General features: G+C 65.0%; 9 protein-coding genes. 5 read left to right on the forward strand and 4 right to left on the reverse strand.

The window, feature by feature from the left end:
- Nucleotides 1-431: 431 nt before the first annotated feature.
- From nahK to pqqF, 4 genes are all read right to left on the reverse strand, one after another.
- Nucleotides 432-3,002, reverse strand: a complete 2,571-nt coding sequence (gene nahK / locus ACFW0B_RS25225) for a hybrid sensor histidine kinase/response regulator NahK/ErcS' (RefSeq protein WP_459251734.1) — start codon at nucleotides 3,000-3,002, stop codon at nucleotides 432-434.
- Nucleotides 2,989-4,155: a nitric oxide-sensing protein NosP gene (nosP, locus tag ACFW0B_RS25230; protein WP_449151701.1), complete on the reverse strand. Its 1,167-nt coding sequence runs from the start codon at nucleotides 4,153-4,155 to the stop codon at nucleotides 2,989-2,991. The genes nahK and nosP overlap by 14 nt, the downstream gene beginning before the upstream one ends.
- A 242-nt stretch (nucleotides 4,156-4,397) precedes the next feature.
- Nucleotides 4,398-5,576 (reverse strand): porin, encoded by a 1,179-nt coding sequence (locus ACFW0B_RS25235; protein WP_449151702.1) that lies wholly within the window; start codon nucleotides 5,574-5,576, stop codon nucleotides 4,398-4,400.
- A gap of 248 nt (nucleotides 5,577-5,824) precedes the next feature.
- Complete coding sequence (pqqF, locus tag ACFW0B_RS25240; protein ID WP_449151703.1) at nucleotides 5,825-8,281, reverse strand: pyrroloquinoline quinone biosynthesis protein PqqF; 2,457 nt, start codon at nucleotides 8,279-8,281, stop codon at nucleotides 5,825-5,827.
- Nucleotides 8,282-8,411: 130 nt separating this feature from the next.
- Between pqqF and ACFW0B_RS25245 the strand changes: the two genes are divergently transcribed.
- The 5 genes from ACFW0B_RS25245 to ACFW0B_RS25265 all read left to right on the forward strand — a co-directional run.
- A complete protein-coding gene (locus ACFW0B_RS25245) occupies nucleotides 8,412-8,738 on the forward strand; it encodes a hypothetical protein (RefSeq protein ID WP_449151704.1) in 327 nt (108 codons plus the stop codon).
- 396 nt (nucleotides 8,739-9,134) lie between these two features.
- Nucleotides 9,135-9,359, forward strand: coding sequence for a hypothetical protein (locus ACFW0B_RS25250; RefSeq protein WP_449151705.1), 225 nt, complete (start codon nucleotides 9,135-9,137; stop codon nucleotides 9,357-9,359).
- Nucleotides 9,360-9,542: 183 nt separating this feature from the next.
- Complete coding sequence (locus tag ACFW0B_RS25255; RefSeq protein ID WP_449151706.1) at nucleotides 9,543-11,066, forward strand: sigma-54-dependent transcriptional regulator; 1,524 nt, start codon at nucleotides 9,543-9,545, stop codon at nucleotides 11,064-11,066.
- 551 nt (nucleotides 11,067-11,617) lie between these two features.
- Nucleotides 11,618-11,995: a glycine cleavage system protein GcvH gene (gcvH, locus tag ACFW0B_RS25260; RefSeq protein WP_449151707.1), complete on the forward strand. Its 378-nt coding sequence runs from the start codon at nucleotides 11,618-11,620 to the stop codon at nucleotides 11,993-11,995.
- Between the two features lie 9 nt (nucleotides 11,996-12,004).
- Nucleotides 12,005-12,286: hypothetical protein (locus ACFW0B_RS25265; protein WP_449151708.1), on the forward strand; the 282-nt coding region annotated here is incomplete at its 3' end.

A 12,286-nucleotide genomic window follows, 5' to 3' on the forward strand; every position in this document is an offset into this window, starting at 1 on the left:
ATTGAGCAAGATCAATAGGATGCACGGCGGCAGCAGGGAGTGGGGGTTGGTTCGTTTGGCGACTGCCAATTTACCCACTTCCCTGACTGTCAACTCGCTCTTCCCCCAGACTCCGCGAAGAACCAAAAAAGAGCGCGCCATCCTGCACCTGGCATCCGTGTCGGTTGCTGATCCTGTGGGGGCGAATTCATTCGCTGAGCAGGTCGCAGACCTGCCTTCCAGAGTCCCGAGGGGGCCGCTGCGCGGCCTTTGGCGAATGAATTCGCCCCCACAAAAAAGAGCGCGCCATCCTGCGCCTGGCATCCGCGTCGGTTGCTGACCCTGTGGGGGCGAATTCATTCGCTGAGCAGGTCGCAGACCTGCCATGCAGGCTCCCAGGGGGCCGCTGCGCGGCCCTTGGCGAATGAATTTGCCCCGGGCAATTGGCGCCTTCACCGCTCCAGCAAATGGCTCATCGCCGTTTTCAGCTTCATCGGCCGAACCGGTTTGTGCATCAGGGTGTGGCCGAGTTCGCGCATCTGCTGCTTGAGTTCGTTGCTGTAGTTGGCGGTGATCATCAGGGCCGGCAGCGGTGTGCTGCGGCGGGCGTTGATGGTGGCGACGGCGTCGACGCCATTGCAGCCGTTATCCAGGTGGTAGTCGGCGATGAGCAGGTCGGCGTCGGCATGGAAATTCTCCACCTGGCGCGCCAGGTCTTCTTCCGAGAGCGCCGTGGTGACCTTGCAACCCCAGCCTTCCAGCAGGGTGCGCATGCCCGCGCAGATGGCGGCGTCATTGTCCAGCACCCAGACCCGCGCGCCATTGAGCCGCTCCAGTACCGCCTCGGGCTCGCTGCGTTCCGGCTTCTGCCGGGATACGCGGCGGGCCAGGGGCACTTCCACGGCGAACAGCGAGCCCTTGCCCAGCTCCGAGGACACATGGATGCGATGGCCGAGCATGCGGGCGATCTTCTCGACTATGGCCAGGCCCAGGCCAAGCCCGCGATCCTGCTTCTCGCGCACCGCTTCCCCGCGCTTGAACTCCTGGAATATCTCGCCGAGCTTGTCCCCGGGGATGCCGACGCCGGTGTCCCGCACCTCGATCCACAGGCTCTGGCGGCGACGGCGGCAGCCCAGCAGGATGCGGCCTTGCGGGGTATAGCGAATGGCGTTGCTGAGCAGGTTGCGGAGAATGCGCGCCAGCAGTTGCAGGTCGCTGCGCACCAGGGCCGAGCTGGGCACGAAGTCCAGTTGCAGCCCCTCGCTGGCGGCGATCTGGCGATATTCCACGGCCAGGTTGTCGAGCAGCTCGGCGACGGCGAAGGAGGCGATGTCCGGCTTGATCACCCCGGCATCCAGCTTGGAGATGTCCACCAGGGTTCCCAGCAGGTTTTCCACGTCTTCCAGCGAGTTGCTGACGTTGCGCACCAGGGCAAGGTTGCAGGTCTGGCTGCGCTGCTCCAGCAACGCACTGGTGAACAGCCGCGCGGCATTGAGCGGTTGCAGCAGGTCATGGCTGACCGCCGCGAGAAACTTGGTCTTGGACAGGTTGGCCCTCTCCGCCTCGACCTTGGCTTCGCGCAGGCGCAGTTCCACCTGCGCGCGCTCGTCGATCTCGCGACGCAGCTGGCTGTTCAGTGCGGTCAGTTCGGTGGTGCGCTCGCGCACCCGCTGTTCGAGGTTCTGGTAAGCCTGGTGCAGGGCCTCGGCGGTGCGGCGGCGTTCGGTGATGTCGCGGATCAGCACGAAGATGCCCACGACTTCGCCATTGGCCAGGCGATTGGGCACATAGGAGCGCAGCATGCAGCGTTCCTGGCCGTTATGGTTGGTCTCGGTGACTTCGAAGGACAGGCTCTCGCCATTCAGCGCCCGCTCCACATAGGGTTCCAGGCGCAGCCAGTGTTCTTCGCTGTGCACCTCGCGCAGCCGCTGCCCGAGCATCGAGCCGCGTGGCCAGCGGTACCACTCCTCGTAGACCTTGTTGGTGAACTCGTAGACCAGATCGGCACTGAGGTAGGCGATCAACGCCGGCACATGGTCGGTGATCAGGCGAATCCAGCGTTCGCTCTCGGCCAGTGCCTCGGCATGGCGATAGCGTTCAGTGATGTCGGTGAAGGTGTTGACGAAGCCGCCAGTGGGCAAGGGATGGGTGCGCACTTCCAGCACGCGGCCGTTGTACAGGCGCTGCTCCATCTCGCGGATGGGGCGGCCGTTGGCGTCGCGGGTGTCGGGGGTGAGCAGCGGCAGTTCGCTGTCGGCCATGACGCCGGCGAAGGTGCGATGCGCCTCCACCGGGGCCAGCCCGCAGAGTTCGAGGAAGCGGTGGTTCCACAGTTCCAGGATGCCCTCGGCGCTGACCATGGCCACGCCCTGGGACAGGTTGTCGACGGCGCGCTGCAGCAGGCGCGACTTCTGCGCGATCGCCTGTTCGCGGCGGGCGGTTTCGCTCTGCTTCACTTCGGTGATGTCGGTGTAGAGGATCACCAGCCCGCCTTCGCGGGTGGGACGTTCGCTGACCTGCACCCAGCGGCCGTCATGCAGCCGGTAGAGGACGTTGTCGTCGCTGCCGCGATGCTCTTCGACGATCAACCCGGTGCTTTCCGCCAGGCGACGGATCTCCGAGAGCCGGGTGCCGGCGCCGATGCGCGCGCGGGTGCGGGCCCAGAAGGACTTGAAGCGGCTGTTGAAGAGGACGATGCGCTGGTCGCGGTCGAACAGCACGAAGGCATCGGAGATGCTTTCGATAGCGTCGATCAGGTGCTGGTGGGCGGTTTCCGCCCGCAATCTGGCGTCGCTGAGCAGGCGGTTGCTGGCCTTGAGTTCGGCCATGGCCTGGTTCAGCGCATCGGTGCGCTCGCGCACCTGTTCGGCCAGCACCACCGAATGCTGGAAGGCGGCGTAGCTGTCGTCGCGGCGGGAAGCGCTGGATTCCACCCGTTCGATCAGCGCCGCGTTGATGCGCCGCAGTTTGCGATTCTCATCCTCCAGCGCCGCCAGCCGGGCCTGCTGTTCAGCGGCATCCATTGCGCCCCCGGCGGCCAATGGCGACTCCGGTGAAGGTCTGGTTGATGTGCATGCCATTGAACTGCTCTCCATAGGAGTTGAAGCCGATGACCCGATGCCCGCGCAGGATTTCCGAGGTACGCGCCAGCGCATCCGCGTCGTTCTCGATTTCCAGCCGGCGCAGGAAGCAGTCGCAGCCGATGGTCAGCAAGGGCGGACCGAGCCGTTCGCCAAGACGCTCAAACAGCGATTCCAGGTTCGGCAGCAAGGGACCGGTGCGCATGGCCGTGAGCACGATGCCGTTCTCCACGGCGCAGTAGAACGTCAGGCTGAGGTCCGGATTGACCCGCTGGATGGAGCGCACGTAGTACGAATCCCCCAGGCGCACCGCCAGCGGATGGGCGGCGAACATGCGCAGGTCGAGGGCGGCGAGCGGCACGCCGATCATCCGCGCATAGACTTCCGCGGCCGGCTCGGCATTGAGTTCGAAGACGCGGCGGCTGGCATTGTCGGCGCGGGTGACCACCAGTTTTTCCGTGCCCGGCAGGATGTGGTGGGTGCTGAACACTTCGAAGTCCAGCGCCGTGTTCACCAGCACCACGACCGCCGCGCCGGCATGGAAGCGCCCCTCGTAGTAGACGTGGGTGTGCTTGAGGTGATGGTCGTCGGCCGCCGAACCACCGAAGTGCGGGATGCTGCCAAAGGCCGCGCCGAGTGCCGCGAGCACCACTTCCTCGCGGCTGGACAGGCCATCCAGCAGGGTCAGGGCGAAGCTGTGGCCCTTGATCGGCGCCAGGGAATTGGCCCGGCAGTCCTGCACCAGGCGCTCCACCAGTTGCTGGGCGTCGATCAGGCCGAAGCGGTCCATCTCGTCCACCAGGGCGCTGGCGATGGAGAAGTTGCGGTGATCGAAACCCACTGCGCTGACGCAGTTGCGGCCATAGCCCAGGGGCGTGATCTCTCCCGCGCTGGTGCAGCCCACCAGCCGCACTCCGCCGAAGTACTGCTCCAGGGCCTGGCCAAGGGCTTCGAGGTCGTATTCCGCCGAGCAGAAGAACAGCACGAAGCCAAGGTGCGGGTGAATGAGCTGACGCGCGAGGTCCTGGGCCACAGCCTCCGCCTCGCTGGCCAGGGACATGGCGGTGACGACACCCTCTGCCGGTTCTTCGAGCATCCGCGGCCTCACTCAACAAGCCTGTTCGCGATGTGGAAATTCTACGGAGGGGGTCCGGGACGCCCCATCCTTCTTGGGTAGCGGCGGACTAGTTCGAAGGTAGTGGGCTCGCAGATGCATACCCTGCAGGGGCAAATTCATTCGCCCCTACAAGAACACGCCGGCCCAATGTCTTCCTGAAATAAAAAAAGCGGGAGGACGACCGTCTCTCCCGCCAAAACCGGAGCAATTCTGTTCGGGGCTTACCAGCTCAACACGGCACCCACGGCGAAGGTGTCGGTGTCTTCGTTCTGCGCATCGCCCTCGTGGCCGTCGATCTCGAACTGGTTGTACTCGGCCACCAGCTTGAGGTTGTCGTTGATGTCGTGGAACAGCGCGATGCCACGGGTTTCGTAGTCGGCACCGGTGTTCACCACGCCGTTGCCGTCGTCCTTGGTCTTGCCATAGGACAGCGCCAGGCGGTTCTTGCCGAAGCGGTAGGAGCCCTGCAGCAGGTAGCCATCGCTGTCCACTTCACGCAGGGTCGGCTCGCCGGCGTTGTTGGTGAAGAAGGGGTTGATGCCCTTGGCCTGGAAGCCGGAGCCCACCAGGGTGAAAGCGCCCATCTTGGCCTGCACGCCGTAGCCCAGGCCCTTGGAGGTGACGGAATCGACGTTGGGATCGGTGTTTTCCGACGTCTGGTAGGCGCCGTTGATCCAGGAGTAGATCTGCGCACCGCCCAGGTCGAATTCGTAGGTGATTTCCGTCTCGAAGCGCGGGTTTTCCTGGTAGGCCTTGCCGGTGGGGCTGTCGTCGTTGGTGTCCACCGGGTCCATGATGCCCACGGCGGCGCGCAGGCCGTCGGTCTTCGGGCTGCGGTAGGTGATCTGCGAGGTCGGGAACGGATAGGGGTAGCCGCTGCCGATGTTGCCGAAGGACACACCGCCGCCATCCACCAGGCCGAGGGTATCGCTGACCTGGCCGTAACCGGCGAGCAGCTCATCGAGCAGGATGTTGGAGCGGGCGAACAGGCCGAAGTCCTTGCCCACCAGCACCTCGCCCCAGTCGCTGCCGACGGTGCCGTAGAACTGGCGGACGTCGATGGCAGTGGCGGTGCCGTTGGTTTCGCTGTCGTTGATGGTGACCCAGAAGGAGGAACGGGCGCCAAGCTTGAGGTCGTCCATCTGCTTGCCCATGTTGAAACCTATCCAGTTGGGCAGGAAGCCCATCTTCACCCGCGACTGGCGGCGGTCGAACTGCTCGCCCTCGCGATCCACGTCGCTGTTGACATAGAAGGCGTTGACGTAGCCGTCGGTGGAGAAGGTGGTCTGGTCCTTGTCGTACAGGACGATCTCCGCGGCGGCCTGCTGGGTGGCCAGGGCAACCGCTGCCGCAAGGGCAAGTCGGGACAAACGGGCTTGGGCGATCTTCTTGTTGTGCATGGCGCTCTCCGCTGTGGGTAGACGACCGGGCAGGTCAGTCGAGTCGGAGCCGATTATCGAAACGCCATCTGGTCGGCCATACGCTGCATTGGCGGGGGTTTCACCCTGCTTTGGCCGGGTTCTGCAAGTCGCGCCGGGAAGGCTTAATACCAGGCCCACCCAAGGTCGTAGCCCGACGGACGGTCGCACGGCACGAAAGGACGCGGCCCTTTCGGACCCGTCCTTCAGCACAGGGTTAAAGGGGGAGATCAGTACGGGAGGTGCCAGTCCGGTGCGAGGGCCTCGGCATTGGCCAGGGCATGGCAGCTCGCCCCGGCGATCAGGCGTTCGAGCTGCTCTTGCAGGTGGCTGGTTTGCAGCCCGTTCAAGGCCTGCTGCACCCGCAAGCGATGATCGACCGGCAGGCCGGCGAGGTGATCGAGCCAGCACTGGCGGGCGTAGCCGAGGAACTCCATGTCTTCCCGGACCAGCCGCTGGACGAGGGTCAGGCGCAGTTCATCCAGTTGTGCCTGGTCCGGCAGTGCGAGGCGCTCGCGTTGACGCTGGAGGAAGTCCTGGACGTGGGCGAACAGCCCGGCCACGGATTCACGCGGCGATTGCACGGCGAACAGCAGGCCACGGTGCCCTCCGAATTGCCTGAAGCCGCAGGCCAGGGCGTAGCCCAGTTGCAACTCGCCCCTCAGCCGCTGGTGAAAGGCCGGTTCCAGGAAACTGGCCAGAAGCAGCGCTGCGGCCTCCGCCCCGGAGCAGGCGGGATTGATGGGATAGAACAGCAGCAACGCCGCTTCGCCCGCCACCTCCAGCCGGTGCCAGGTACGCCCGCCCTGCCCGGCCAGCACATCGGGCGCGGCTGGCAGGCCCGGCAGTTCGGCGTCCACCCCCACATCGCCCACAGCCAGGCCCTGCCAGCAGGTCTGACGCCAGAAGCTCACCAGCGCGTCCGCATCGAGCACGGCCGGCCCCTCCTTGGCCGCTGCCAGCAGGCCCGGCAGGCGTTGCAGCAGTTGGCGCAGAGGCAGTTCGCCGGCCGCGCCACATGCTGCGCTTCGCTGCAGGCGTGGCCCCTGGGCAAGGCTCCAGAGCGGAGGCGCCTGCAGCAGCGGCAGCACATCGCTACTGACCTGGTGCAGACGGCCGGCATCGCCTATGAGCTCAAGCGTGAATCCGCCCGGCTCCGCCTTGAGCCCGCCGGTCACACCAGCCCCGGCAGCGGCGCCCAGGACGGGGCGTAGTGCCCGTTGCAGCGCGGGCACGAGCCCATGGGGCAGCCCGCCTGCCGTGGGGTGCCAACGCAGGAACAGCGCACCCTGGCCACGGGCCTCGGCCAGGCCGGGTCTGGAGGGCAGCAGCGCGTGGGGCGTCGTCGGTGGCGCAGACGGGGTCAGGTACGGATTGGGCGGCGGCAGTCGCCAACGAGCGACGGAGGTCTTGCCGGGCTCGGCGTCGAGCCGCTCCAGGTTGAGGGGGAAGCCGGCCGAAACCTGCTTGCTCGCGCAGTCGGAAAAATCGGTCTGGAGATGGATCAGGCGTTCAGCGCGTAGTTGTTCCAGCAGCGAGCGGACCTCCGCGAGCCGTGGCAGCCGGGGCGCCAGCGCGGCGTCCAGCGGCGCAAGTCCGGCAAAGCGTTGGCGCAGGCTTTCCAGCCGCTCTTCCCAGAGCCCAGGCCAGGGTGCGGTGGTGCGCAGGAAGTCCAGCCAGCCCAGGACCTCGGCCTCCAGTTGTGCGCAGTCCGCGTCTTCCACCCGTTCGAATTCCATTACCAGCAGCCCTTGCCCGCCATCGGCACAGGCCAGGCGCAGGTGCACGCCGTCACTCAATTCCAGGGCGCCGAGACGCTCCTGCAGGCCGCCAGCCGAGTCGTCCCGGATCATGCCTTCAAGAAAGGCCGTGGCCGCCTCCAGGGCGTCGCCTGTCTGCTCCACGGCGAACGCCAGCAGGAGCCGCCCGCCGCCAGCCGGCAAACCAAGCCGAAGCCGATTCGCCCGAAGTGGCAGCATGGGCGGCACGACCGGTTCGGGCAGCCGCCTGCCCGCCTGCAGCGGCTCGCCGTAGCGACGGGCAAGCTCCAGCTGCTGGTCCAGGGTGTGCGGCGCTATCAGGGTCAGGCGCATGCGGGCCGGCTGGTAATGGTCCCGATGGAAGCGCTGCAGCGCGGGCAGGAACGCGGGGGATTCCAGCTTCAGGCTGGCGGCGTGGCCGGCATGAAAATCCGCCAGCGGGTGACCGGCCGCCAGAGTCCATGCCAGCGCGGCATCGCAGAGGGTCTGGCCGTCCCGCGCGCGGGCGCTGTACTCGGCCTGCAGCACCTCCCGCTCACGCCAGAGGGCAGCGGTTTCAAGCGAGGGATGGGACAGCATGTCCAGCAGCCGCGCCAGGGCCTGCTCGAGGCAGGCCGCCGGTACCTCGCAGAAGAAGCGCGTGCTGCGTGGCCGGGTACTCGCATTGACCCGTCCGCCCAGGCCCTGGACGAAAGGAATCAGACCCTGCTCCGGCGGATATCCGCGGCTACCCAAAAACACCAAATGTTCGAGAAAGTGGGCCAGCCCCGGATACTTGCCGGGTTCGTCGTGGCTGCCGCCCTGTACCTCCACCAGCACTGCGCAAAGCCTCGCGCCGGGCCGCCGCAGCAAGCGCAGTTGCAGGCCATTGGCCAAGCGCGTGGCCAGTGACTGCTGCTGTTCGGACGACTCGACAAGGCTGGGCATGGCAGGCTGGAAACGGGGAACCTCGTCCTAGGTTCCAGCCCACCTCCGGAGGTCGCAATGCTTCTTTGGAACTAGTCCGACGGAATCAGGCTCTATTCGCCTACGGACTGATAGCCCAATCGGAGCATTCATGGAACAGACTCCCCAAGAACAAGTACCGCCAAGCGAAATCGCCTTGCTGGCCAATATCCTGGCCCTGACCACCCGCAACATGACCGCCATCACCACCCTGCTGGCGAAGGTCACCGTGAACATGGCCAGCTCCACCGACAGCAACCTCCAGGCGGCATCGGTCGGACTGCTGGACGAGGTGACCGGCCTGGGGCATGACCTGGAACTGCAGTGGGACCTTATCCAGTCGCTGGACCGTTTCTGCCCCCTGCTCGCCCGCACACCGCCGGCACGGACCTCGCTGGTCACCGAAATCAACATCAGCCAGCTACCGGCCAATCACTGAAGGCTTGATTTTTGCAAAGCGATCCGTTAGGGTCGCCGCCGTTAGTACCCAGTTGTAAGTCAATCAGCCTTTCGATCCCTCGCCTCTCATCCCAAGCGGCCAAGCCAGAGGGACGCAGCCAACCCGCCGACTCACCGACCGCACTCCCGCCCCAGGCGACGTAGTAAAGCTGTCATGAGCGAGCGCTAGATTGACCAGGACTGCCAGTCGGGCCAGACCCTTACCCGACGCAGCACCTGGCACCACAAGTACCAGCTGCCAGCACTTGATCCCGATCAGGGAACTTCATGCCGGCACCCTTGCTCCGATAAGGATCATCCGACCAGAGCCTTTTGCTCGGCGGATTCGGAGCCATTGTCTGGCGGCCCATGGCCGCAAAACGAAGGAAGCAACACGATGACCATCCATCATCAAACCCAAGCTGCAATCAGCACCCTGACCCGCGCATTTGCGCCGTTCACCTGCCATATCACCGCCGCTCGCAACGGCAACTTCAGCTTCACCATCGTCAACGAATTCGGTGTCGCCCGTCACAGCGAGCGCTTGTACCCGCAACACTATGGCGACGCCGGTCACCTGCAGAATGTGATCGACCGGGCGCACAAGGCGCTGAATGCCTGAAGATGCAAGCCCACGACCAAGGCCCCGCCCACGCGGGGCTTTTTCATGGGCGATAGATAAGCGCCGGCGGCCTCACCGGCTGGTCCGCACGTCCCGCAATCCTCCGTGACAGCGACGGCCTGTTACCTAAGCACGGCAGACCGGGCATAATTCGCCCCTTCAAATCGCCAGCCCAGCGTCTCCATGCGAATTCACGTCACCTTCATCGACCGCGTCGGCATCACCCAGGAGGTCCTGGCCTTGCTCGGCGGCCGCAACCTCAACCTGGATGCGGTGGAAATGGTGCCGCCCAACGTCTATATCGACGCCCCCACCCTCAGCCCGGAAGTGCTCGACGAGCTGCGTGATGCCCTGCATGCCGTGCACGGCGTACAGGCGGTGACGGTGGTGGACATCCTCCCCGGCCAGCGCCGGCGCCTGCAGCTGGATGCGCTGCTGGCGGCCATGAGCGACCCGGTACTGGCGGTGGATGGCGACGGCCGCATCCTGCTGGCCAACCCGGCCCTGATCGCCCTCTACGGCGCCGAGCCGGAAGGCCAGCTCCTGGCGCAGCTGTTCGGCGACGACAGCTTGCACAGCGCCCTGCTGGAGCAAGGTTTCCGACTCCCCCTGCGGGAAATCACCCTCAAGGGGCAGGCGCTGCTGCTGGATGCAGTGCCCATCACCGAGGGCGAACGCCTGACCGGTGCCCTGCTTACGCTCTACCAGCCAAACCGCATCGGCGAGCGCCTCTCGGCTTTGCACCACGATCATGCCGCCGGAGGTTTCGACGCCCTGCTGGGCGAGTCGGCCCCCATGGCCACGCTCAAGGCACGCGCCCAGCGGGTGGCGTCCCTGGACGCGCCGCTGCTGATACGCGGCGAGACCGGCACCGGCAAGGAACTGGTGGCTCGTGCCTGCCACGCCGTCAGCGCCCGGCGCAATCAGCCGTTCCTGGCGCTGAACTGCGCCGCGCTGCCGGAAAACCTGGCCGAGAGCGAGCTGTTCGGCTATGCCCCCGGCGCCTTCACCGGTGCCCAGCGCGGCGGCAAGCCCGGCCTGCTGGAGCTGGCCCACCAGGGCACGGTGTTCCTCGACGAAATCGGCGAAATGTCGCCCTACCTGCAGGCCAAGCTGCTGCGCTTCCTCAGCGACGGCAGCTTCCGCCGCGTAGGCGGCGACCGCGAGATCAAGGTGGACGTGCGCATCCTCAGCGCCACCCACCGCGACCTGGAGAAGATGGTCAGCGAAGGCATCTTCCGCGAAGACCTCTTCTACCGCCTGAACGTGCTCAACCTGGAAGTACCGCCGCTGCGCGAGCGCGGCCAGGACATCCTGCTGCTGGCGCGCTTCTTCATGCAGCAGGCCTGCACCCAGATCCAGCGCCCGACCTGTCGCCTGGCGCCCGGCACCTTCCAGGCACTGCTGGGCAACCGCTGGCCGGGCAACGTGCGCCAGTTGCAGAACGTGATCTTCCGTGCCGCCGCCATCTGCGAGAGCAGCCTGGTGGAAATCGGTGACCTGGACATCGCCGGCACCGCCGTGGCCCGCCAGAGCGATGGCGAGGTGAACAGCCTGGAAGAGGCCGTGGAGAACTTCGAACGGGCGCTGCTGGAGAAGCTCTTCGTCACCTATCCCTCGACTCGCCAGCTGGCGGCACGCCTGCAGACCTCCCACACCGCCATTGCCCATCGGCTGCGCAAGTACGGAATTCCCGGAAAAACCTGATATTTATTCGAGATAATTATTTCATCCTCTTGATAAATATCGATTTTTATTATGACAGGTGATTTGTGGGGGCGAATTCATTCGCAAAGGGCAGCGTAGTTGCCCATTGGGCATCAGGGCGAACCTGCAGTCCGCATAGCGATTGAAATCGCCCCCACGAAGAGCGGCCGGCGCACCCTACTGCGACTCTTCACTTCGAGCATCAGATAACTTAATTAACTGGCTGTTTTTATTCGATTTCATCAGGAAAACCACAAACCCTGTAGCGAAATCGCTACAGTGTAACGATTTCGCAACAACCAGCCGAAACCCCCGCCACTACTGGCTCTCCCCCCATCCAGGCAAAAAGCGCCCGCCACCCTGTAGCGCTTTCGCTACAGCCATCTTCGTATCTTTTCTCCGAATACAACCTCAAAGCCTTGATTTACAAGGCATACAGCCTTCTGGCACTGCCTTTGCTAATGGCCGGGCGACAGCGCGCGGCAAGACCGTGCGCGGGGCCAAGCGCCTGGCAGAAGAAACAGGCGCGTCATATGAGTTGAGGACCAAAGATGAGCGTATTGCGTTTCACCGCCGACCACGAATGGCTGCGTCTTGAAGAGAACGGCAGCGTCACTGTAGGCATTACCGAGTACGCGCAGGACGCGCTGGGCGATGTGGTCTTCGTGCAACTCCCGGAACTGCAGGCCTATGCCAAGGGCGAAGAAGTCGCCGTGCTGGAGTCGGTGAAGGCCGCCAGCAACATCGTCATGCCGCTGGATGGCGAAGTGGTCGAAGTGAACCAGCAACTGACCGACAGCCCTGAACTGGCCAACGAAGACCCCCTGGGCAAGGGCTGGTTCTTCCGCATGCAGCTGGCCGACACTAGCGTCCTCGATGGTCTCCTCGACCAGGCCGGCTACGAAAACCTGCTGAAAGCCAACGGCTGAGGAACCACCATGAGCCTCTCAACCCCCATCCTTGGCACCGCCAACGAATTCATCAGTCGTCACATCGGCCCGCGCGAGGCCGACATCAAGGCCATGCTGCAACTGCTCGGCCATGAAGACATCGAAGCCCTGACCGCCAGCGTCATCCCCGACAGCATCAAGGGCACCAGCGTGCTCGACCTGCCGGCCGGCCAGGGCGAGGCCGAAGCCCTCGCCGCGATCAAGGCCATCGCCGCGAAGAACCAGCTGTTCAAGAACTACATCGGCCAGGGCTACTACCCCTGCCACACC

The organism is Metapseudomonas phytobenefica, assembly GCF_043392685.1.
Classification (GTDB): domain Bacteria; phylum Pseudomonadota; class Gammaproteobacteria; order Pseudomonadales; family Pseudomonadaceae; genus Metapseudomonas.

Coding starts and splice junctions, on each gene's coding strand:
- pqqF (WP_449151703.1), bottom strand. CDS start 8,281: ATGCCCAGCCTTGTCGAGTCGTCCGAACAGCAGCAGTCACTGGCCACG.
- nahK (WP_459251734.1), bottom strand. CDS start 3,002: ATGGATGCCGCTGAACAGCAGGCCCGGCTGGCGGCGCTGGAGGATGAG.
- gcvH (WP_449151707.1), top strand. CDS start 11,618: ATGAGCGTATTGCGTTTCACCGCCGACCACGAATGGCTGCGTCTTGAA.
- ACFW0B_RS25245 (WP_449151704.1), top strand. CDS start 8,412: ATGGAACAGACTCCCCAAGAACAAGTACCGCCAAGCGAAATCGCCTTG.
- ACFW0B_RS25255 (WP_449151706.1), top strand. CDS start 9,543: ATGCGAATTCACGTCACCTTCATCGACCGCGTCGGCATCACCCAGGAG.
- nosP (WP_449151701.1), bottom strand. CDS start 4,155: ATGCTCGAAGAACCGGCAGAGGGTGTCGTCACCGCCATGTCCCTGGCC.
- ACFW0B_RS25250 (WP_449151705.1), top strand. CDS start 9,135: ATGACCATCCATCATCAAACCCAAGCTGCAATCAGCACCCTGACCCGC.
- ACFW0B_RS25235 (WP_449151702.1), bottom strand. CDS start 5,576: ATGCACAACAAGAAGATCGCCCAAGCCCGTTTGTCCCGACTTGCCCTT.